General features: G+C 55.8%; 20 protein-coding genes and 2 pseudogenes. 9 read left to right on the top strand and 13 right to left on the bottom strand.

Features of this window, described 5'->3' with window-relative positions; translation table 11 throughout:
• Positions 1 to 23 precede the first annotated feature (23 nt).
• The 3 genes and pseudogenes from UTM25_RS07235 to UTM25_RS07225 all read right to left on the bottom strand — a co-directional run.
• Positions 24 to 296 (bottom strand): DUF883 family protein, encoded by a 273-nt coding sequence (locus tag UTM25_RS07235; protein ID WP_194399183.1) that lies wholly within the window; start codon positions 294 to 296, stop codon positions 24 to 26.
• 119 nt (positions 297 to 415) lie between these two features.
• Positions 416 to 1,084: an epoxyqueuosine reductase QueH gene (locus UTM25_RS07230; protein ID WP_194399184.1), complete on the bottom strand. Its 669-nt coding sequence runs from the start codon at positions 1,082 to 1,084 to the stop codon at positions 416 to 418.
• Between the two features lie 68 nt (positions 1,085 to 1,152).
• Positions 1,153 to 1,290, bottom strand: a pseudogene (locus tag UTM25_RS07225) (GNAT family N-acetyltransferase); the annotation flags it as partial.
• A gap of 129 nt (positions 1,291 to 1,419) precedes the next feature.
• Here UTM25_RS07225 and UTM25_RS07220 point away from each other — a divergent pair.
• Positions 1,420 to 1,780 (top strand): annotated as a pseudogene (locus UTM25_RS07220) (hypothetical protein); the annotation flags it as partial.
• Here the strand turns inward: UTM25_RS07220 and UTM25_RS22615 are convergent.
• Positions 1,780 to 1,869 (bottom strand): helix-turn-helix domain-containing protein, encoded by a 90-nt coding sequence (locus tag UTM25_RS22615; RefSeq protein ID WP_414146746.1) that lies wholly within the window; start codon positions 1,867 to 1,869, stop codon positions 1,780 to 1,782. The pseudogene UTM25_RS07220 and the gene UTM25_RS22615 sit on opposite strands and share 1 nt — an antisense overlap.
• Before the next feature lie 95 nt (positions 1,870 to 1,964).
• Between UTM25_RS22615 and UTM25_RS07215 the strand changes: the two genes are divergently transcribed.
• Entirely contained in the window at positions 1,965 to 2,858 is an 894-nt protein-coding gene (locus tag UTM25_RS07215) for a LysR family transcriptional regulator (RefSeq protein WP_194399186.1), read from the top strand.
• A 5-nt stretch (positions 2,859 to 2,863) separates the two neighbouring features.
• On the opposite strand, the gene UTM25_RS07210 is transcribed toward UTM25_RS07215, so the two are convergent.
• Both UTM25_RS07210 and UTM25_RS07205 read right to left on the bottom strand, forming a co-directional pair.
• Positions 2,864 to 3,454: a LysE family translocator gene (locus UTM25_RS07210; protein ID WP_194399187.1), complete on the bottom strand. Its 591-nt coding sequence runs from the start codon at positions 3,452 to 3,454 to the stop codon at positions 2,864 to 2,866.
• Positions 3,455 to 3,746: 292 nt separating this feature from the next.
• A complete protein-coding gene (locus UTM25_RS07205; RefSeq protein WP_194399188.1) occupies positions 3,747 to 4,046 on the bottom strand; it encodes a hypothetical protein in 300 nt (99 codons plus the stop codon).
• Between the two features lie 215 nt (positions 4,047 to 4,261).
• Here UTM25_RS07205 and UTM25_RS07200 point away from each other — a divergent pair, with 215 nt between their 5' ends.
• The 3 genes from UTM25_RS07200 to UTM25_RS07190 all read left to right on the top strand — a co-directional run bounded on the left by UTM25_RS07200 (position 4,262) and on the right by UTM25_RS07190 (position 7,539).
• Positions 4,262 to 4,537 carry a metal/formaldehyde-sensitive transcriptional repressor gene (locus UTM25_RS07200; protein WP_003857256.1) on the top strand — a complete coding sequence of 92 codons (276 nt, stop codon included), beginning with the start codon at positions 4,262 to 4,264 and terminating at the stop codon, positions 4,535 to 4,537.
• A 31-nt stretch (positions 4,538 to 4,568) separates the two neighbouring features.
• A complete protein-coding gene (locus UTM25_RS07195; protein WP_194399613.1) occupies positions 4,569 to 5,687 on the top strand; it encodes an S-(hydroxymethyl)glutathione dehydrogenase/class III alcohol dehydrogenase in 1,119 nt (372 codons plus the stop codon).
• Positions 5,688 to 5,847: 160 nt separating this feature from the next.
• Positions 5,848 to 7,539: a methyl-accepting chemotaxis protein gene (locus UTM25_RS07190; RefSeq protein ID WP_194399189.1), complete on the top strand. Its 1,692-nt coding sequence runs from the start codon at positions 5,848 to 5,850 to the stop codon at positions 7,537 to 7,539.
• A gap of 88 nt (positions 7,540 to 7,627) precedes the next feature.
• On the opposite strand, the gene UTM25_RS07185 is transcribed toward UTM25_RS07190, so the two are convergent.
• The 4 genes from UTM25_RS07185 to UTM25_RS07170 all read right to left on the bottom strand — a co-directional run bounded on the left by UTM25_RS07185 (position 7,628) and on the right by UTM25_RS07170 (position 12,708).
• Positions 7,628 to 10,009 carry a glucose/quinate/shikimate family membrane-bound PQQ-dependent dehydrogenase gene (locus UTM25_RS07185; RefSeq protein ID WP_194399190.1) on the bottom strand — a complete coding sequence of 794 codons (2,382 nt, stop codon included), beginning with the start codon at positions 10,007 to 10,009 and terminating at the stop codon, positions 7,628 to 7,630.
• Between the two features lie 255 nt (positions 10,010 to 10,264).
• Positions 10,265 to 11,188: a LysR substrate-binding domain-containing protein gene (locus UTM25_RS07180; RefSeq protein ID WP_033145495.1), complete on the bottom strand. Its 924-nt coding sequence runs from the start codon at positions 11,186 to 11,188 to the stop codon at positions 10,265 to 10,267.
• Between the two features lie 181 nt (positions 11,189 to 11,369).
• Entirely contained in the window at positions 11,370 to 12,254 is an 885-nt protein-coding gene (locus UTM25_RS07175; protein WP_194399191.1) for an SDR family oxidoreductase, read from the bottom strand.
• Between the two features lie 64 nt (positions 12,255 to 12,318).
• The gene (locus tag UTM25_RS07170; protein ID WP_194399192.1) at positions 12,319 to 12,708 is read right to left on the bottom strand and encodes a YdeI family stress tolerance OB fold protein; all 390 of its coding nucleotides are present in this window, start codon (positions 12,706 to 12,708) and stop codon (positions 12,319 to 12,321) included.
• A gap of 138 nt (positions 12,709 to 12,846) precedes the next feature.
• Between UTM25_RS07170 and UTM25_RS07165 the strand changes: the two genes are divergently transcribed.
• Genes UTM25_RS07165 through UTM25_RS07150 form a run of 4 tightly spaced genes read left to right on the top strand, consistent with a single transcriptional unit; the run spans position 12,847 to position 15,340 of the window.
• Positions 12,847 to 13,350 (top strand): hypothetical protein, encoded by a 504-nt coding sequence (locus UTM25_RS07165; RefSeq protein ID WP_194399193.1) that lies wholly within the window; start codon positions 12,847 to 12,849, stop codon positions 13,348 to 13,350.
• Positions 13,351 to 13,359: 9 nt separating this feature from the next.
• Positions 13,360 to 13,806, top strand: a complete 447-nt coding sequence (locus tag UTM25_RS07160; RefSeq protein WP_194399194.1) for a DUF421 domain-containing protein — start codon at positions 13,360 to 13,362, stop codon at positions 13,804 to 13,806.
• An 11-nt stretch (positions 13,807 to 13,817) separates the two neighbouring features.
• A complete protein-coding gene (locus tag UTM25_RS07155; protein ID WP_194399195.1) occupies positions 13,818 to 14,336 on the top strand; it encodes a 2-oxo-tetronate isomerase in 519 nt (172 codons plus the stop codon).
• 17 nt (positions 14,337 to 14,353) lie between these two features.
• Positions 14,354 to 15,340, top strand: coding sequence for an SDR family oxidoreductase (locus UTM25_RS07150; RefSeq protein ID WP_194399196.1), 987 nt, complete (start codon positions 14,354 to 14,356; stop codon positions 15,338 to 15,340).
• On the opposite strand, the gene UTM25_RS07145 is transcribed toward UTM25_RS07150, so the two are convergent.
• The 3 genes from UTM25_RS07145 to UTM25_RS07135 are packed head-to-tail and all read right to left on the bottom strand — an operon-like array spanning position 15,341 to position 19,388.
• Positions 15,341 to 16,966 carry an alpha-amylase family protein gene (locus UTM25_RS07145; protein ID WP_194399197.1) on the bottom strand — a complete coding sequence of 542 codons (1,626 nt, stop codon included), beginning with the start codon at positions 16,964 to 16,966 and terminating at the stop codon, positions 15,341 to 15,343.
• Between the two features lie 8 nt (positions 16,967 to 16,974).
• Positions 16,975 to 17,985: a cytochrome d ubiquinol oxidase subunit II gene (gene cydB / locus UTM25_RS07140; RefSeq protein WP_182072363.1), complete on the bottom strand. Its 1,011-nt coding sequence runs from the start codon at positions 17,983 to 17,985 to the stop codon at positions 16,975 to 16,977.
• Positions 17,985 to 19,388, bottom strand: a complete 1,404-nt coding sequence (locus tag UTM25_RS07135; RefSeq protein ID WP_194399198.1) for a cytochrome ubiquinol oxidase subunit I — start codon at positions 19,386 to 19,388, stop codon at positions 17,985 to 17,987. Before UTM25_RS07135 ends, cydB begins: the two co-directional genes overlap by 1 nt.
• Positions 19,389 to 19,394: the final 6 nt, after the last annotated feature.

Below are 19,394 nucleotides of genomic sequence, written 5' to 3'. Positions count from 1 at the left end.
ATAAAGCCCCGAAGGGCCTTTTATTATTTACGACCCAGCAGCAGGCCGAGAACAATACCGACCGCCCCCGCTGCGACGAGGCCGGTGAGGGGATTATTTCTGACAGCTTCAGTGACGTCGGAAACGGCATCGCTGGCCTGCGCGGCATATTTTCTGGCCGCACCTTTTACCTGATGCTTTGGTGAATCAACGAATTCACCAAACTGCTGCTGCGCTGAACCTGCAAGCTCATCAAATTTATTTTTTGCTTTATCTTCAGCGAGCTGTGTGTTTTTATCAGTACCGAAATCAGACATTTTTGCCTCCTTTTGATGATTATTAAAGGATAGCCGCTCTTTGCGGATACGGGAGACGAAAGTCTAAATTTGGCACCTGAAAAGGCGGTTTTCGGATATATCTCTATACCGGGAACCCGTTATTTCTCATTGTCATCCTGACCGTAATACAGTTTCCCGATGCGGATCAGCGGGCGGCCCTGTGACTTACGGTGCAGGTTACTGTCCCTGAGCGAATAAACGCAGCCGCAGTATTCCTGCTGGTAAAACTGTTCCCGCTTGCTGATCTCAATCATGCGTGAGGATCCGCCCTGCTTGCGCCAGTTATAGTCCCAGTAGACCATACCCGGATAGCGCGCGGCCGCACGCTGGCCGCAGTCATTTATCTGCTGCATGTTCTTCCAGCGGGAAATCCCCAGCGAGCTGCTGATGACGCTGAATCCATTTTCTGCCGCATAAAGCGCCGTACGCTCGAAACGCATATCGAAGCACATGGTGCAGCGGACGCCGCGCTCGGGTTCCCATTCCATGCCTTTCGCGCGCTCAAACCAGTTATCGGTGTCGTAATCGGCATCAACAAACGGCACGCCGTGTTTTTCCGCAAACCGAATATTCTCCTCCTTACGAATGAGGTATTCCTTGTGCGGATGGATATTGGGGTTATAGAAGAAAATCGTGTAGTCAATGCCCGACGCCTGAATAGCCTCCATCACTTCGCCCGAGCAGGGGGCGCAGCAGGAGTGCAGCAGCAGTTTGTCGGCACCGTCTGGCAGGGAAAGTTGTGGGCGGATAAAAGGGGCTGTCGTCATGGCGTTCTGCACTATGTTTATGAAATTTATGGAAGGGTAGCATAAATTCAGAATCTGTTGAGACGGGATCAAGGCAGGACAGAGCGAACCCATTCGGACTGCGGCAGCGCGCCTATGCTCAGGTAAAAATCAATGGCGGGCTGGTTCCAGTCCAGCACGCTCCATTCAAGGCGGCCGCACTTTAGTTTTACCGCCAGCTCATAGATCATGGCGTAAATTGCCTCCGCATCTTCGGGACGGGCCTGACGAATGGTGATGCTCATTGTTTTTCCTGTGTTTTAGCCTGTGTTCAATTGATGGCGTTGAGCATCACCCTTAATGACCCGCTATTTTTTAATGACCCGCTATTTTTTCGGGAGGGGCATCGCATGTCCCCAGCGTGTATGCCACTCAGCTTGCGCCTTCCATTGCTTCCGCATTGTCGTTCCTGAATCATGAGCTGACCCCGCAGCCGGAGTTTGACCCGGCCAGCACTACCGAGAGCATACAAATTGGGATTACGGACTTTACCGCGCGGTGCATTTTCCCGGCTCTGATGCACAAAAGAAGCTGGCTGCGGCAGCGGACCTGAGGATTTTTCCTTTACCGTTTTCGATACGCACGTTTGAAGTGAAAATTTACTCACATAAACGCAGCGGCCAGCGGGGCGCGACCCGCTGGCTTAAGGAGGCGCTGCAAACGCTGGCGCAGGCGCGTCATTCCGGGCTGTCCGGCTCCCAGGCGAGGATATCGCCGGGTTGACACTGCAGCGCCTCGCAAAATGAGTAGGGCGCTAAAGTCCACACAGTAAAAAGAGATGCGACCGGGAAGGAAAGTACGATATCGTAACTCTATGATTAAAAGCATAGTTCGCAGGAACGCCGTCGCGACAGGACGATAAATGATTGATGACATTCGTTATCTGATAGTGTTTGCAAAGATTGCTGAGGCAGGATCCATTTCAGGTGGAGCAGAAGCGTTAGGGCTTACAACTGCAACGGCAAGCGCCCATTTATCAAAGCTGGAAAAAAATCTTGGCTGCGCGTTGCTGTACAGAAACACCCGCAAACTCTCTCTGACTCACGATGGCGCAAATTTGCTGGAAACGGCCAAATCGATGCTGGCGCTTTATGAGCAGGGGGTCATTGAATTTAAGCAGCGTTCGATCTCTACGGCGAATAAGCTGACTATTTCTCTTCCTGCCGTTTTTCTGAAGAGTGAGTTTACCCGCCATCTGGCCGATTTTATAAAACGTCATCCGGGCCTTTTACTGAATATCTCTTACAGCGATACGCGCAAAGATATTATTGCCGACGGTATTGATGTGGCATTTCGAATCGGCGAGCTTCCGGACAGCTCTCTTAAAGCGCGCCATCTTTTTGTGCTGCCGCGCCAGGTAGTTGCGTCCCGGGAATTGCTCAGCCATTACCCGACGATTACGCATCCTGATAACCTGGCGAAACTGCCATGGATTGGACTCAATATGAGGCAGAATAACCGGGAATTTCGGCATAAAAATGGGGAAGTGGCTGTCGTGACGTATACGCCCACGGTGTATGTAGATAATGTCGAAGCCGCTTATGCCCTTGCCAGACAACAAATTGGTCTCGCCGCACCTCCCCGCTATTTAAGCGAAGAGGACGTTAAGCGTGGAGAAATGCAGGAAATACTTCCTGACTGGTCATTAGAACCGCTGAAAGTCTATGCCGTATGGCCTTCTAATATGTCGACCAGCAGTATTGCCTACAAATTGATTAATGATATTTATAACGCGATTGAATTTCACGCGTTATAACGGGTTTAAAATGTTAAAAAGAGCATGTAACACGCCGTAATAAGCAACAGCCCGCCCATCAACACGTTAAACGTACGGAGCTGCCGTGTGCTCCTGAGCAGCGTCGACACCTTTTCTCCCATTAATGCCCATGCAGAAAGCGACAGGTAACAGACTAAAAAATAGACCGTGATAAAGACGAGTGCTGTCACAGGGGTAGAGGGTTCGGAAAACATCGCTGCCCCAGAGGCGCACGCGGTCCATGCTTTGGGGTTGATCCACTGCATGACAAAACCCTGAACAAAACCGGGTGAATCCGTTTTTGTTAATGACATATCGGACCGGGACGACGCTATCTTATAGCCCAGATACATGATAAATAAAGAACCGGCAATATTAAGATACCGGAAAAACCCAGGATATTTTTCGATTGCAGCGTAAAAACCGAAGCATATAAAGATAAGTAATAACGTAAACCCTATCGTTGCACCGGATACAAATGAGAAGGTCTTTCTAAAACCGTGAACGGCACCAGACGATATAATCACCATATTAACGGGGCCAGGAGAAAATGAAAGCGTCAGTGAAAATATAAACATTGTAAAAAGTAACAGCATTTTATCTCCGTGGGTTGGTTTATCTACAGAACAATCATGGTGATGTTTAATTCACCACTCTGTTTTCGTGTTTCAGAAGGCTACCCGGGAACGCTTGTCAGAGTAAGTGGCTTTTATCTAAAGGTGTATTTGATGTTTTGCAATCAACGAGAGATATGTGCAGGGGCGTGCAGAAAACCGCAGCGCCGGACATATGCTGATGAGGAGGGAAGGGACTGACTACCCGGCGCGAACGTTAGCGTGAAGTTTGGTCAGACAGGAATTGATGAAAAGCACTCAATCAGCGCTGTCGTTATCTGTTTTTTCCTGGGAATGCAGTGACGTACCTGATAGTGAAGTCAGGAAACGCATCGACAAACTGAATTTTATAGTCGGGCAAGGCATTGACCATTTTCCATTTTCCAGGTGCATTCGGGAAGGCATTCACAACCTGAACATCCAAATCTGCAAACGCGCTGACCACCTTAACTTTATAATCCGGAAAGGCATCAACGACCTGGATGTTTCCATAAACTTTGGATACATCAACCGACCGTGCGGATGCTGAAAATAGAATTGCTGCTGCAGCGATATAACCAATTTTTATATTCATAACATTTCCTTTTATGACAATCATACCGCTAATTTGCGCTTAGAACCTGAGGTAAACGGAAAAATTCAAATTCATCAAGAATCACCGGAGAGGATGGACTGATGAGGGCCAGATGAGATTTTAGCCGATACAGCGTTGTGGGCAGCTGCAAAAAAAGGGTATACACAGCGGTAACAAAATAGGTACCATACCCCCCTATAGTATCAGGAGGGCGTATGCCGCATTCACCCGAAGATAAAAAACGTATTCTTACTCGCGTCCGTCGCATTCGGGGCCAGGTTGATGCCCTTGAACGCGCGCTGGAGTCGGGCGACCCCTGTCTGGCCATCCTGCAGCAAATCGCCGCCGTGCGCGGGGCTGCCAATGGTCTGATGGGCGAGATGGTTGAAATTCACCTCAAAGATGAGCTGGTGACGGGGGAAACCACGCCGGATCAGCGAGCCGTACGCATGGCGGAAGTCGGCCATTTGCTGCGCTCTTATCTAAAATAAACCCACACACCTGACAAAAAGGGAAGACATGATGAAATCTCGCGCTGCAGTTGCATTTGGTCCCGGCCAGCCGCTCAAAATTGTTGAAATCGACGTGGCACCGCCGAAGAAAGGCGAAGTGCTGATCAAAATCACCCATACCGGCGTGTGCCATACCGATGCGTTTACGCTCTCCGGTGACGATCCGGAAGGCGTCTTCCCGGCGGTACTCGGCCATGAAGGCGGCGGGATTGTGGTGGAAGTGGGCGAGGGCGTGACCAGCCTGAAGCCTGGCGATCACGTTATCCCTCTGTACACCGCGGAGTGCGGCGAGTGTAAGTTCTGTAAATCCGGTAAAACCAACCTCTGCCAGGCGGTTCGCGCCACTCAGGGGAAAGGGCTGATGCCGGACGGCACCACCCGTTTCTCCTATAACGGCGAGCCTGTTTATCACTACATGGGCACCAGCACCTTCAGCGAATACACCGTTTGTGCGGAGATCTCGCTGGCGAAGGTAAACCCGCAGGCGCCGCTGGATAAAGTCTGCCTGCTGGGCTGCGGCGTAACCACCGGTATTGGCGCGGTGCATAACACCGCAAAAGTCAAAGAGGGCGACACCGTTGCGGTGTTCGGTCTCGGCGGCATTGGCCTGGCGGTGATTCAGGGCGCGGTGCAGGCGAAGGCCGGTCGTATCATCGCGGTCGACACCAACCCGGAGAAATTCAGGCTGGCGGGTGAAATGGGCGCGACCGATTTCGTTAACCCGAAGGATCACGAAAAACCGATTCAGGATGTCATTGTTGAGATGACCGACGGCGGCGTTGACTTCAGCTTCGAATGTATCGGCAACGTGAACGTGATGCGTTCCGCGCTCGAATGCTGCCACAAAGGCTGGGGCGAGAGCATCATCATTGGCGTGGCCGGCGCGGGCCAGGAGATTAAAACCCGTCCATTCCAGCTGGTCACCGGGCGCGTGTGGCGCGGTTCCGCGTTTGGCGGCGTGAAGGGCCGTACCCAGCTTCCGGGTATGGTTGAAGATGCTATGGTCGGCAAGATTCAGCTTGACCCGTTCATTACCCACCGTTTGCCGCTGGAGCAGATCAACGACGCGTTCGAGCTGATGCACGAAGGAAAATCCATCCGTACCGTCATTCATTTCGGCGACAAGTAACTCTTCTGCCAGCGGTTTTTCACCGCTGGCGTTTCTTTAATAATCTTCTCTAAAGTGTGACCAGTACTGCGTTTTTAGCCGTAATCTAAATCCCCACCGTGCCGATGACTATTTAACACGCATGTTTTTACGCATCTTACCTACAAGAGAGTCGACGGTCATGGACAACACTACTTCGATGCAGGCGCAGCGCAAGCTGAGCTTCTTGCATCACATCAGGCTGGTTCCGCTGTTTTCCTCCATTCTCGGTGGCATTATTCTTCTGTTCGCCTTGAGCTCGGGTCTGGCGGGGTATTTCCTGCTGCAGGCCGATAACGATCAGCAGGATGTCACATCCGAAATTCAGGTGCGTATGGGGCTGTCGAACAGCTCAAACCATCTGCGAACCGCGCGTATCAATCTGATCCACGCCGGCGCGGCAAGCCGCATCGCGGAGATGGATGCGATGAAGCAGAACATCAGCGAGGCGGAAACGCGCATTAAGCAGTCCCAGGAGAGCTTTACCGCCTATATGAATCGTGCCGTGCGTACCGCTGAGGGTGCAGCGCTGGATGAGGATCTCAAGGCGCGGTACGACGCCTATATCGCGGGCATGCAGCCGATGGTGAAATTTGCCAAAAACGGCATGTTCGAAGCGATTATCAACCACGAAAACGAAACGGCGCGTCCGCTGGATGACGCTTACAACGCCGTGCTGCTGAAGGCGATCAAGATCCGTACCGAGCGTGCCAATGCGCTGACGGCGCAGGCGCACAGCCGCACGCAGCTGGGCCTGATGTTTATGGTGGGCGCATTTGCGCTTGCGCTGGTGCTGACGGCGATGACTTTTGTCGTGCTGCGCCGTACGGTAATCAATCCTTTGCAGCGTGCAGCGAAACGTATCGAGAATATCGCCAAAGGCGACCTGACGATGCCGGACGACGTGGCCGGGCGCAGCGAAATTGGCCGCCTGACGCGCGATCTGCAAACCATGCAGCACTCGCTGGAAAACACGGTGGGCACCGTACGTCAGGGGGCGGAAGAGATCTACCGCGGCACCAGCGAGATTTCTGCCGGTAACACCGATCTCTCTTCGCGCACCGAGCAGCAGGCCGCCGCCATTGAGCAAACCGCCGCAAGCATGGAACAGCTTACCGCGACGGTGAAACAGAACGCCGATAACGCCCATCATGCCAGCAAGCTTGCGGAAGATGCCTCCGGGAAAGCCAGCCGCGGCGGCCAGATGGTCTCCGGCGTGGTCAAAACCATGGGCAATATCTCCAGCAGCTCGAAGAAGATCTCGGAGATCACCGCCGTGATTAACAGCATTGCCTTCCAGACCAATATCCTGGCGCTTAACGCGGCGGTAGAGGCGGCGCGTGCGGGCGAGCAGGGGCGCGGGTTTGCCGTGGTGGCAAGTGAAGTCCGAACCCTTGCAAGCCGCAGCGCGAATGCCGCAAAAGAGATCGAAAGCCTGATCAATGAATCGGTCTCTCTGATTGACCAGGGCTCCGGTGAAGTTGTCGCCGCCGGTAACACCATGAATGAAATCGTCGAAGCGGTTAAACGCGTGACCGACATCATGCTGGAGATTGCCGCCGCGTCCGACGAGCAGAGCCGCGGTATTGTCCAGGTGAGCCAGGCGATTTCTGAGATGGATAAAGTGACCCAGCAGAACGCCTCGCTGGTGGAAGAAGCTTCCGCGGCGGCGGCGTCACTTGAAGAACAGGGTGCGCGTCTGACCGAGGCGGTTGGGGCATTTCGTCTGAGCGGTGCAAAGTCGGGCCGCGCGGTGGTGTCTGCGCCAGTGGCGAAGAACGCACCGTTGCGCCCGGCGGCGACGGTTTCCGGGGATAACTGGGAGACGTTCTGAGTTTCGGCAGTGTCGGGTGGCGCTTCGCTTACCCGACCTACAAAATCTGACCTACAAAAAAGGGACCGAAAGGTCCCTTTTTCACATCTTATTGCTTATCGGGTAACGCGTACGCGATAACGTAATCCCCGCGATCCGGAGACTGGCGGGCACCCCCGGCGTTAATGATGATGTACTGCTTACCGGTTTTCGGCGACACGTAGGTCATCGGGCCGGACTGGCTGCCGACCGGCAGGCGGTCTTTCCAGATCTCCTTCCCGGTGGCGGTATCAAACGCGCGCAGGTAGAAATCCTGCGTGCCGGCGAAGAACAGCAGGCCGGACTGGGTAGAGAGTGATGCGCCCAGCGTCGGCATACCGATTGGGATTGGCATGTGCATGCGAATGCCCAGCGGCCCGGTATCTTCCACCGTGCCGACAGGCACCTGCCACACCAGCTTGCCGGTTTTCAGGTCAACGGCCGACATGGTGCCAAACGGCGGCTTCTGGCACGGAATGCCCAGCGGTGACAGGAAGCGTTCGCGCATCGCGCCGAACGGGGTGCCGTCCATTGGTACGATGCCCATCTCGATACCGCTGGCATTTTTCGCCACGTTAGCGCGCGGCACCATGTAGTTTGCCAGGCCCAGGCGCATATCGTTGACGAACATCAGGCTGTTGTTCGGGTCAACGGAGACGCTGCCCCAGTTCATCCCGCCGAGTGAGCCAGGGAACTGCAGGGAACGGTCGAGACCCGGCGGGGTGAAGACGCCCTGATGACGCATCTCTTTAAACTGAATGCGGCACAGCAGAAGGTCGACAGGCGTCGCGCCCCACATGTCGGATTCGGTCAGCGTCTGGTTGCCAATCATCGGCATGCCAACGGAATACGGCTGGGTCGGCGAGTAGCGTTCACCCTCAACGTTACCTGCCGGGACAGGACGTTCTTCTACCTTCGCCACCGGCTTGCCGGTTTCGCGGTTAAGCATGAAGATCATACCCTGCTTGCTGGTCTGCACCAGCACAGGCGTGGTGCCGCCCTTACCGTCGGGCAGGTCGTACAGCAGCGGCTGGGAAGGCAGGTCAAAGTCCCACAGGTCGTGGTGGGTTGTCTGGAAATGCCAGCGCACCTGACCGGTGGTCGCGTCGACGGCGACGATGGAGGAACTGTACTTATCGTCCAGCGCGGTACGTTCGCCCGCCCAGAAGTCCGGGGTGGCGTTGCCGGTTGGCAGGTAGATCAGGTTCAGCTTAGCGTCGTAGGACATCGCTGACCAGACGTTCGGCGTGCCACGGGTGTAGGTCTGGCCTTCCGGCGGCAGGCCGGTCAGGTTCGGATTACCCGGATCCCACGCCCACGCCAGCTTACCTGTGTGCACGTCGTAGGCGCGCACCACGCCCGGCGGTTCGCCGGTTGAGTAGTTATCCGCGACGCGACCGCCGACGACGACGACATTGCCGGCGACCAGCGGCGTGGAGGTCTGCTGATAATATCCAGGCTTGATCTCGCCCATGCCGACGCTCAGATCCACGGTGCCATGGTCGCCGAAGTCTTCGCAGACCTTGCCGTCATCCGCGTTGATGGCAATCAGGCGGGCATCGGTGGTCGGCAGGAACAGGCGGCGTGGGCATGCCGCAGGCGGTGTTTCTGCCTGTGACGTTGTCACGCTGGAATGGTCTTCAAAATAGCCCAAACCACGGCAGCGCTGCCAGTTAGGCGCCGTGGCTTTGGAATCGTAGCGCCATTTTTCTTTGCCGGAATCCACGTCCAGCGCCAGCACTTTACTGTACGGGGTACAGACGTACAGCGTGTCGCCAATCTGCAATGGCGTGTTCTGATCTTCCGCGCCGGAGCCGTTGCTCTGCGGAATATCGCCGGTGTGCGCAACCCAGGCGACTTTCAAATCGCGGACGTTTTGCTTGTTAATCTGGTCCAGCGCGGCGAAACGGTCGCCGTGGGTGGTATTGCCCCAGTGCTCCCAGTTCTTTTGCTGCTCGCCGGGGGCGACGGGTTTCACCGGAACGGGCTCGTTCGCTGCCACGAGGGTCTGCGGCTTAAACATCCAGCCCAGGCTGACCAGCATCGCCACCGCGAGCACGGCCGCGACGCCAAAAGCGGGAGCTTTGTTCGCAACGCTGTGGTTTGCCGCGCGCAGGAAAGGCCAGACGATGGCGCAGAGGAAGGCCAGTACGGCAAAGGTAAACAGGCGAGAGAAGAGCGGCCAGAAATCCCAGCCCGCATCGCTTACCGCCCAGAACAGCGAGGCAATAAAGGCGATGCCGTAAAGCACGATCCCGCTGCTGCGATTGAGGAAAATCAGGAGCGCGGCAATCACCATTACCACGCCCATGATCAGGAAGTAACTACTTCCGCCCACGGTGGCGAGCTTAAAGCCCAACCCGCCGACGGCCAGACCGATGAGCATCATCAGTCCGGCAAGAAGCCACTGCAGAATACGAGGTATCCCACGCGGCGCGCTGCCAAATGCCATTTCTCTCTCCTTTGCTCCCCCCGCCGTGTCGGGTGTGTACCAGTTGGGTAATAAATGCGGTGGGAATGATGATTGATACAGGTGAATTCGTTTATATCAAATAATTTGCGAACCATTTGGTGAATTCACCGCTATGATAAAACTGTTAAATTGTTTTACGCAATTGTTAATGATTTATTCCGCATTATTTGATTAACGCACAGGACAGACCCCTCGCCCCTGAGGGGAGAGGGTTAGGGGAGGGGCGAAAAGGTTTTAAACCGGCATCGATTTGCGGATGGCGCTCAGAAGCGTCTGCGCGCCCGTAGAAAGCGGGGTGTCTACGCGGGTCAAAATGCCGATAGGTTCACCGGGGCCAGGGGAGGTAATCGGCAGGGCGATCAGCGTTCCCTGACGTAAATCATCTTTCACCGCGCCGGAGGGGACGAACCAGACGTAGTCATAATCCAGCGTAAGCTGGCGCGAAAGCGAGGCCGACAGCGTTTCGATACATCCTGAGGGCAGCGTACACCCCTGCATTTGCAGCAAGGTTTCGGCGGTCTGGCGGGGAACGGTCCCTTTTGGGCAGACCACTACCGGCCACTCCATAACGCGGCTTAACGTGACCGTGTCCTGCAGCAGGGGGTGATCGGGACGAACCACCAGCTTCAGGGACTCCAGGAACAGCAGTTCATAGTTGAGGCCGCCCATCAGCTCAGGGTCGGACATGCGACCGATTCCGAGATCCAGTTCGCCCGATTTCAGCCCCGCGAGCAGCATGGTGTTATTCATAGTGGCGACCTGAATCGTGGTATGCCGCTGCTGCTTGTGGAACTGGCCGATAACGGGCGGAAGGATGCCCAGCGCCGCGGTAGGCAAAGCACCCACGCGCACCACCTCACTGGATTGCTCTTCTTTTCGGTGCAGGGACTGGCCTGCGGTATTGAGCGCATCCAGCACTTTCACGGCGTGCGTGAGGAACTGTTCGCCCACTATGGTAAGCTGCGCCCCCAGCCGGCCGCGGTCAAAAAGGCGGGCACCGGTCAGCTGTTCCAGCTCGTTGAGGGTTTTTGAGAGCGCAGGCTGGCTCAGGTTGAGAGTTTCAGCCGCACGCCCCAGCGTTCCCTGTTGAGCGACGGCCACAAATGTATGCAAATGGCGCAAGCGTATGCGCTGACTGAACAGACCATTTTTTTCCATAGGCGATGTTAAAAACAGAGCGATGCGGGTGACAAGTTAAGTTGTTTAATTTTGATAACCTGATAGCAAAATATTTTTAACATTTGATCTGTTTGAGTTACAACATGTTTTTTGGCGGGGGAATAAAAGCGAACATCCTTGTTCATTTATTGCTCATTGCGGAGGGGGATCGTTTACCGGTTTAGATCACGCCGTCACCGCCATCGGAACACCACACCTGGCCGGACGTGAATGAACATTCATCCGAGGCTAGCGTGACGTACAGCGGGGCAATCTCAACGGGCTGGCCCGGACGTCCCAGCGGGGTGTCGCCACCGAACTCCTTCACTTTTTCCATCGGCTGCCCGCCGCTGGATTGCAGTACCGTCCAGTAAGGGCCAGGGGCAACCGCATTGACGCGAATGCCTTTCGGTCCCAGCTGTTTGGCTAAGGATTTGGTAAACACCGCCAGACAGGCTTTCGTCTGGGCGTAGTCCAGCAGCACGGGGCTAGGCTTCACCGCCTGAACGGACGAGGTATTAATGATAACGGACGACGCTTTCAGGTGGCGCAGCGCCGCCTTGGTGATCCAGAAAGGGGCGTAAACGTTGGTTTTAAACGTTGCGTCAAAATCTTCCGTGGTCAGTTCCTCAAGCGATTCACGGAACTGCTGACGGCCGGCATTGTTGACCAGAATGTCCAGCCCGCCCAGCTTCGACACGGCTTCTTCGACCAGATTCTGACAGAAGGTTTCGTCCCGGACGTCTCCCGGCAGCGCGATAGCCTTGCGGCCTTCGGCTTCGATCAGGTCGATGACCTCAGCGGCGTCTTTTTCCTCTTCAGGCAGGTAGTTAATGGCAACGTCAGCGCCTTCACGCACATAGGCGATAGCGACCGCGCGACCAATCCCGGAGTCTCCGCCGGTAATCAGCGCTTTTTTGCCGGCCAGGCGGCCATGTCCTTTGTAGCTTGTTTCCCCGTGGTCGGGTACAGGCTGCATTTCGGATGCCAGTCCCGGCGGCGTTTGCGGCTGTTCCGGGAACGGGGGCTGCGGGTAAGCGTTCGTACGTTGTTTAGTATCACTCATAGCTGACTCCTTAAGCCAAGGGGTGAGATTTGATGGATAACTGCAGCGTTAACGCTTCGCTGAATTATTTCTGCAAACGATCGACACGGACGACGGCAGGAGATAATTTTTTATCAAGCGAACCGTTGATACCGATCATCTGGTCGGGTTTTACCGTTCTGCCGTCGAAGACTGCCTGGGGAATAATAACGTCGATTTTTCCAGTTTTATCCTGAAATACAAACTTATCGCCGCTACCGTCAATAAGGTTACCGCGTAATGAAATTGTCGCGCCATCGTGCAATTCTTTTGCCTGTTTGATGGTCATAATACGCGCGTCGTCGGTTCCGCGATATCCGCTATCAATCGCGTGGGGAGGCGGTGGGGCTTCGCCTTTTTGTAAACCCCTGTTATTATCTGCCCATGCGGCCGGAACCAGAAATAACAATAAAGCGGAAATAAGTGATAATTTCATCCGATATCCTTCATTTTGCGTGTCTTGACTTATTAAGTATTGTTGCTATTCCTTTATGTGGCAAATGTGATAAGTCCTAAAAACATTCGCGTTAGAAATCAAAATTATCGGATAATAAGCGAAACGGTGACGATGGCCATGAAGCGTGAAAATGAAAAGTTACCTGGGATAGATGAGAGTTACCGTTTGCTGACGTTTGAATACGCGTTTCGTCAGGTGGGTTTTATTGTTCTGCTGGGTATTATCGTCGCAGCGATTGCCGGTCTGTTTTCCAGCGGATTGGTCAGTGATACGGTCAAAACGAATTCCGCTAAATCATTGACCATAAACTATGAACGCTTTGGACGACGGGAGACAGAGACCCGGATGGAGCTCGCGTTTCCGGTGCAAACGGAGGGGAAGTATGTCCTCAGCATGGCCAGCGAGAGCAGCGATGTGTATGAGCCCGGCAGCGTCTGGCCGCAGCCGGACGCTATGTTCAGCCGCGGAAAGACCCTCTTTTTTGTCTATAACAACCTGAAAAAAACCGACCGCTTCTCAGTGTTACTCTTCACGACACCTTCCAGAGCCGGTAAATGGAACACCGTCATCCGCGTCAACAGCGAGCCGGAAATTAACATCTGGCAATTTATTTACCCGTAGGAGGCTGATATGGATATGGTCTTTCGCGCGCTGGCTATTTATCTGTTTCTGGTGGTGGTATTTAAAGTGGCCGGGCGTCGCGCGCTGCTGCAGATGACTAGCTTCGATCTCATTCTGCTCTTGATAATTAGTGAAGCCACACAGCAGGCGCTTCTCGGACAAGATTTTTCCGTCACCGGCGCGATGATCACCATTACCACGCTGGTGGTAGTAGATATTATTTTCGGGCGGATGAAGAAGTATTTCTCGCCGGTGGAGAATATTCTGGATGGTACTCCTGTTATTCTGGTTGAGAACGGCGTGCCGTTAGCCGATAAACTGAAGAAAATCGACGTGTCCTGTGATGATATTCTGGTGTCAGCGCGTCAAAATAATGGCGTTACGGAAATGAGCGACATTAAATATGCCATACTTGAGCGCAATGGGCATATTTCAATCATTCCTTTCGAGAAATAAGAGGCGGCAAGATGAGCAATCTTTTTCACGACAGCAATAATACCGTGGGTGAACTGACGAAAAAGCTGGCGAGCAAATTAACCGATCTCGGGCTTCGCTTAACCACCGCGGAATCCTGCACGGGCGGAAAGCTCTCGGTGGCGCTTTGCGCAGAGGAAAACACCGCCGAATTTTATGATGTTGGGCTGGTCGTGTTCAGCGATGAAGCCAAAGCGCGGATCCTCGGCGTGCGTCCTGAGACGCTTGAGCGGTTTACGGCCGTGAGCGAACAGACGGTAACCGAGATGGCCGCCAGTATCCGCGACATCGCCCAGGCGGATATCAGCATCGCCATCAGCGGCTACGCGGGCCCGGAAGGGGGCGACGACGGCACGGCGGCGGGGACGGTCTGCTTTGCGTGGAACATACGCGGCGAGACGAAGATCCGCACCGTGCTTTTCTCCGGTGACTGTCAGGACGTGGTCGAAAAAGCGGTGCATTACTCGCTGGCTGAACTGGTGACAACATTGTCGGAAGGGAATAACGGATAAACTCACGTGGAGGTTCTATGGCTGTCATAGTGATTACCGGCGGGACGGCGGGCGTGGGAAAAGCCACGGCGCTGCACTTTGCAAAGGCGGGTTATGACGTGGGGCTCATTGCCCGCGATGAAGCCAGCCTGCACTCTACCCAGGAGGAGCTACGGCGCTTTGGCGTTAATGTCCACGCCGTGCAGGCGGACGTCGCCGACAGCCAGGCGGTGGTGGATGCCGCTAACGAAATTGAGTATCGCCTCGGCGCGATTGATGTCTGGGTGAACAACGCGATGGGGGCCGTCCTGGCACCGTTTCGCACCCTTACGCCGGACGAATTTCGGCGCGTGACTGAGGTGACGTACCTCGGCTACGTGAACGGCACTCGCGCCGCACTCGAACTTATGGTTCCGCGTGACAGGGGCATAATAATCCAGGTGGGCTCCGCGCTGGCCTACCGTTCCATTCCGCTGCAGTCAGCCTATTGCGGGGCCAAAGCGGCGATCCGCGGGTTCACCGATGCGGTGCGTACCGAGCTAATGCATGAGAACAGCCGGGTCCAGCTTTCGATGGTGCAGATGCCCGGGCTCAATACCCCGCAGTTTGAATGGGCGAGGAACAAGTTTGCCTGGGCGATGCGCCCGGTGCCGCCTGTCTTTGAGCCTGAGGTGGCCGCCAGCGCCATCTTCAGGGTGGCGCAAAAACCGGTTCGCGAGCTGTGGGTCGGCAGCAGCACCATCCAGTCAATTGTCGGGCAATTTTTCTTCCCCGGTTTTCTCGACCGGCTGATGGTGAAAAAGGCGTGGGAAGGCCAGATGACCGACGATCTGAACGCGCCGGATCGCCGGGACTACCTCGACCAGCCGGTTAACGATCTGCATAAAATCCATGGCCGCTTTACTGACGAGGCGAAAACCCGCGCGCCGTCCGTCACCTCCGGCATGCCGGGTAAGGTGGCGCTGGGCGCCCTCGCGGTGGCGGGAATAGTGCTGACGCGCCTGATAACCCGCCGGAAACCGTAGTTAGCGCAGCGCGCTACGGTGCGTCCAGAACCAGCGATAGCCGTAGCCGCCAAGGCTGAGCTGAACGGTTTTGCCGCAAATCAGCGCGTCATCATAGCGCTTGTCCTCGAGACAGGCGGTCCAGGTGGCGTTGCGGATCCCTTTGGCGGTGAACTGCACCGGCTGGTCGCTGAAGTTAACGAAGGTCAGGATGCTGCGCTCGTCGGTCTCGTAATAGAGTCCCAGCACCGCGTCATCATCGATTGTGATAAGGCGAAAGGGCGCAACGGCAATTTCGGGGAACTCCGAGCGGGTAGTGGCAATATCGATGATCCGGTGCAGAAGCGAGTTGTGGTGAAGCAGCGAATCGGCGACGTTGACTTTCTGATAGCGGTAAGGGCCATGGTCGATAATCGGCGCGATAAATTTTTCAGGGTCGGCTGCAGAGAAACCGCCTCCCTGTGACCCCGCCCATTGCATCGGGGTGCGAACGGCGTAGCGCTCCTCCAGATCCAGGTCGTCACCCATGCCGATCTCGTCGCCGTAGCGCATTACCGGGACACCCGGCAGGGAAAACAGCACCGCGTGGCAGAACGCCAGCCGCTTCCGATCGCCGTTGAGCATCGGTGCCAGGCGGCGGCGGATCCCGCGCTGATAGACGTTCATCTCCTCATCAGGGGCGAAGGTATCGAGGACAAACTGCTTGTCTTTCCGACTGATGCCTTCCAGATCCAGCTCGTCGTGGTTGCGCAGCCAGTTGGCAAAACAGCAGGAGTCAGGCGGGACGATCATCTTCTTCACCGCATTGCGCAGCGGGCGGGCGCTTTTGCGGGCCAGGCTGACGTAGAAATACTTGTTGAGCCAGAAATTGAGCACCAGATTCAGGCGGTCGTTATTGCCGAAGTAGTCTTTATAGGCCTCTACGTCTACGTCAACTTCGCCAAGCAGGATCGCGTCCGTATTGCGCTGTTCGATAAGACGCCGCATATGCTCGAGGATCCACAGACCCTTTTTTTCATCACCGTTTCCTGCCTGGGTGGTGAGGTGGGATGCGGCATCGAGGCGAAATCCCGACACGCCAAGCTTGAGCCAGAAGAGGATGATGTTTTCAATCTCTTTAAGCACCGCGGGCGAGGTGAGGTTCAGATCCGGCTCGTGGCGATAAAACATGTGCCGGTAGTATTGTCCCGCCTCGTCGTCCCAGGTCCAGATGCTCTTCTCCACGCCGGGAAACATGGGGGGCGTATCGTCCTCGTCGTTATCCGACCAGAGGTAGTAATCACGATAGGGTGACGCCGGGCTGCGGCGGGCCTGCTGGAACCAGGGATGCGCGTCCGACGTGTGCTGGATCAGCAGCTCGATAATGACCTGCATGCCCAGCTCGCGGGCCTGTTCGATAAAGGCGATGATATCGGCCAGTTTCCCGAAGCGGGGATCTACCTGGAGGTGGTCGCTGACGTCGTAGCCTTCATCGAGAAAGGGCGTGAGGTAAAACGGGGTGATCCAAATGACCGTCGCCCCCATGCGGCGAATATAGCGCAGCTTGGCCGCGATCCCGGCGATGTCCCCGCAGCCATCGCCGTTCAAATCATAAAATAGCGCGGTATCAATCTGATAAATAATGGCTCGTGTATGCCAGTCAGTCATAGCGTTCCTCAGTGATAGCCTTCAGTATCCGACACTTTGCCCCGGAAGACGTAGTAGCTCCAGGCGGTGTACACCAGGATCACCGGAATAATCAGCAACGTGCCTACCAGCATAAACAGCTGGCTGGCAGGCGGGGCTGCGGCTTCCCACAGGGTGATGCGCGGCGGAATAATGTTCGGCCAGAGGCTGATGCCGAGCCCGCTAAACCCGAGGAAAATAAGCCCCAGCGTCAGCAGGAAGGGGCGAGAGTGGCTGGCCGGGTTGCGGGTCAGGCGCCAGATCAGCACGCTGAAAAGCCCGACCAGCAGAGGAACCGGCAGGAACCAGAAGAAGTTGGGCAGGGTAAACCAGCGGTCGGCCACGTACTGCCAGCCGAGCGGCGTCCAGATGCTCACTACCGCAATCACCACGACCAGCGCCAGCAGCACGTGGCGGGTCAGCTCGCGCATGCGGGCCTGCAGCGCGCCTTCACTTTTCATAATGAGCCAGGTGGTGCCCAGCAGCGTGTAGGCGACGACCAGACCGATACCGCAGAAGAGATTGAAGGGGGTGAGCCAGTCAAGCGCGGAGCCGACGAAACGCCGCCCCTCAACGTCGAAGCCGTTAATCACGGCACCCACCACCACGCCCTGGCTGAAGGTGGCGAGCAGAGAGCCGCCGGCAAAGGAGTAATCCCAGAATTTGCGGTGCGACGGCGTGGCTTTGAAGCGGAACTCAAAGGCGACGCCGCGAAAGATGAGGCCGATCAGCATCGCGGTGAGGGGAATGGTGAGCGCATCAATAATGACCGCATAGGCCAGCGGAAAAGCGCCGAATAATCCTGCGCCGCCGAGTACCAGCCAGGTCTCGTTGCCGTCCCAGACCGGCGCCACGCTGTTGACCATCACATCACGCTCCTTCGCATCGCCCACGAAGTTAAAGAGCAGGCCGATGCCCAAATCAAAGCCATCCATGATGATGTACATCAGCGTGGCAAAGACGATGATGGCAAACCAGATAACTGAGATATCGACGCCCATCAGTTTCTCTCCTGTTCAGGAACAGACTCAGCGGCAGACAGCGGACGGGCGGGTGTGCCCGAGGTGTTTGACGTCAGCGTATCGACAGGCTGCGGTCCTTTTTTAATCAGCCGGATGAGATAAACATAGCCCACCCCAAACACCGACGAGTAAACGACGAAGAACGCCAGCAGGCTGATGCTCATCTGCAGGGTGCTGTGCAGCGATACCGCGTCGATGGTGCGCAGATAGCCATAGACCACCCACGGCTGGCGGCCCACTTCGGTGGTCACCCAGCCGGCGAGTAGCGCCAGCAGCCCGGCAGGCCCCATGCAGAGGGCAAACCAGTGGAACGGGCGAGAGTGGTATAGCCGATGACGATAGCGCAGCCAGACGCTGATAAGCCCGAGGGTAATCATCAGCAGCCCCATCCCGACCATGACGCGGAACGACCAGAAAACGATGGTCGAGTTTGGCCGATCTTCTTTCGGAAAATCCTTCAGCGCCGGGACCTGCTTATCCAGGCTGTGCGTCAGGATAAGGCTGCCAAGCGCGGGGATCTCCAGACCGTACTTGGTGCGCTCCTCGTCCATATCCGGCAGGCCAAACAGCAGCAGCGGGGTGGCCTCGCCGGGCGGGTTTTCCCAGTGTCCCTCAATGGCGGCAATTTTAGCCGGCTGATGCTTAAGCGTGTTCAGGCCGTGCATATCGCCCACGACCGCCTGGATAGGGGCGACCAGCAGCGCCATCCACATCGCCATGGAAAACATGGTGCGGACGGCGGGGGTATCGTTACCGCGCAGCAGATGCCATGCGCCCGACGCGCCGACAAACAGCGCGCTGCTCAGAAACGCGGCGATAGCCATATGAATAAGGCGGTAAGGGAAGGAGGGATTAAAAACGATCGCCAGCCAGTCCTGCGGAATAACCTGTCCGTTTTCAATAGTGAAGCCCTGCGGCGTATGCATCCAGCTGTTGGAGGCGAGGATCCAGAAGGTCGACATCAGCGTGCCGAGCGCCACCATGCAGGTTGAAAAGAAGTGCAGGCCCGGGCCGACCTTGTTCCACCCGAACATCATGACGCCAAGGAAACCGGCCTCGAGGAAGAAGGCGGTTAACACCTCATAGGTCAGAAGGGGGCCAGTGATACTGCCCGCGAACTGTGAGAACCCGCTCCAGTTGGTGCCAAACTGGTACGCCATGACCAGACCGGAAACGACACCCATCCCGAAGTTAACGGCAAATATCTTGAGCCAGAAATGGTACAACGATCGCCAGACGTCGTTTTTGGTGCGCAGCCACATGCCCTCCAGCACCACCAGATAGCTGGCGAGGCCGATGGTGATAGCAGGAAAAAGGATATGAAACGAGACGGTAAAAGCGAACTGAATTCTGGCCAGATGGAACGCGTCGAGTTCGAACATGGTCCG

This window comes from Enterobacter sp. 61D5, assembly GCF_034107965.1.
In the GTDB taxonomy this organism is placed as follows: Bacteria; Pseudomonadota; Gammaproteobacteria; order Enterobacterales; family Enterobacteriaceae; genus Enterobacter; species Enterobacter cloacae_M.
Note: the sequence above shows the minus strand (reverse complement) of the source record. Positions and strands in the feature narration are given on the sequence as shown.

Coding starts and splice junctions, on each gene's coding strand:
- UTM25_RS07160 (WP_194399194.1), top strand. CDS start 13,360: ATGGATATGGTCTTTCGCGCGCTGGCTATTTATCTGTTTCTGGTGGTG.
- UTM25_RS07190 (WP_194399189.1), top strand. CDS start 5,848: ATGGACAACACTACTTCGATGCAGGCGCAGCGCAAGCTGAGCTTCTTG.
- UTM25_RS07150 (WP_194399196.1), top strand. CDS start 14,354: ATGGCTGTCATAGTGATTACCGGCGGGACGGCGGGCGTGGGAAAAGCC.
- cydB (WP_182072363.1), bottom strand. CDS start 17,985: ATGGGCGTCGATATCTCAGTTATCTGGTTTGCCATCATCGTCTTTGCC.
- UTM25_RS07215 (WP_194399186.1), top strand. CDS start 1,965: ATGATTGATGACATTCGTTATCTGATAGTGTTTGCAAAGATTGCTGAG.
- UTM25_RS07155 (WP_194399195.1), top strand. CDS start 13,818: ATGAGCAATCTTTTTCACGACAGCAATAATACCGTGGGTGAACTGACG.
- UTM25_RS07135 (WP_194399198.1), bottom strand. CDS start 19,388: ATGTTCGAACTCGACGCGTTCCATCTGGCCAGAATTCAGTTCGCTTTT.
- UTM25_RS07210 (WP_194399187.1), bottom strand. CDS start 3,454: ATGCTGTTACTTTTTACAATGTTTATATTTTCACTGACGCTTTCATTT.
- UTM25_RS07205 (WP_194399188.1), bottom strand. CDS start 4,046: ATGAATATAAAAATTGGTTATATCGCTGCAGCAGCAATTCTATTTTCA.
- UTM25_RS07185 (WP_194399190.1), bottom strand. CDS start 10,009: ATGGCATTTGGCAGCGCGCCGCGTGGGATACCTCGTATTCTGCAGTGG.
- UTM25_RS07175 (WP_194399191.1), bottom strand. CDS start 12,254: ATGAGTGATACTAAACAACGTACGAACGCTTACCCGCAGCCCCCGTTC.
- UTM25_RS07230 (WP_194399184.1), bottom strand. CDS start 1,084: ATGACGACAGCCCCTTTTATCCGCCCACAACTTTCCCTGCCAGACGGT.
- UTM25_RS07195 (WP_194399613.1), top strand. CDS start 4,569: ATGAAATCTCGCGCTGCAGTTGCATTTGGTCCCGGCCAGCCGCTCAAA.
- UTM25_RS07145 (WP_194399197.1), bottom strand. CDS start 16,966: ATGACTGACTGGCATACACGAGCCATTATTTATCAGATTGATACCGCG.
- UTM25_RS07200 (WP_003857256.1), top strand. CDS start 4,262: ATGCCGCATTCACCCGAAGATAAAAAACGTATTCTTACTCGCGTCCGT.
- UTM25_RS07165 (WP_194399193.1), top strand. CDS start 12,847: ATGAAGCGTGAAAATGAAAAGTTACCTGGGATAGATGAGAGTTACCGT.
- UTM25_RS07170 (WP_194399192.1), bottom strand. CDS start 12,708: ATGAAATTATCACTTATTTCCGCTTTATTGTTATTTCTGGTTCCGGCC.
- UTM25_RS07180 (WP_033145495.1), bottom strand. CDS start 11,188: ATGGAAAAAAATGGTCTGTTCAGTCAGCGCATACGCTTGCGCCATTTG.
- UTM25_RS07235 (WP_194399183.1), bottom strand. CDS start 296: ATGTCTGATTTCGGTACTGATAAAAACACACAGCTCGCTGAAGATAAA.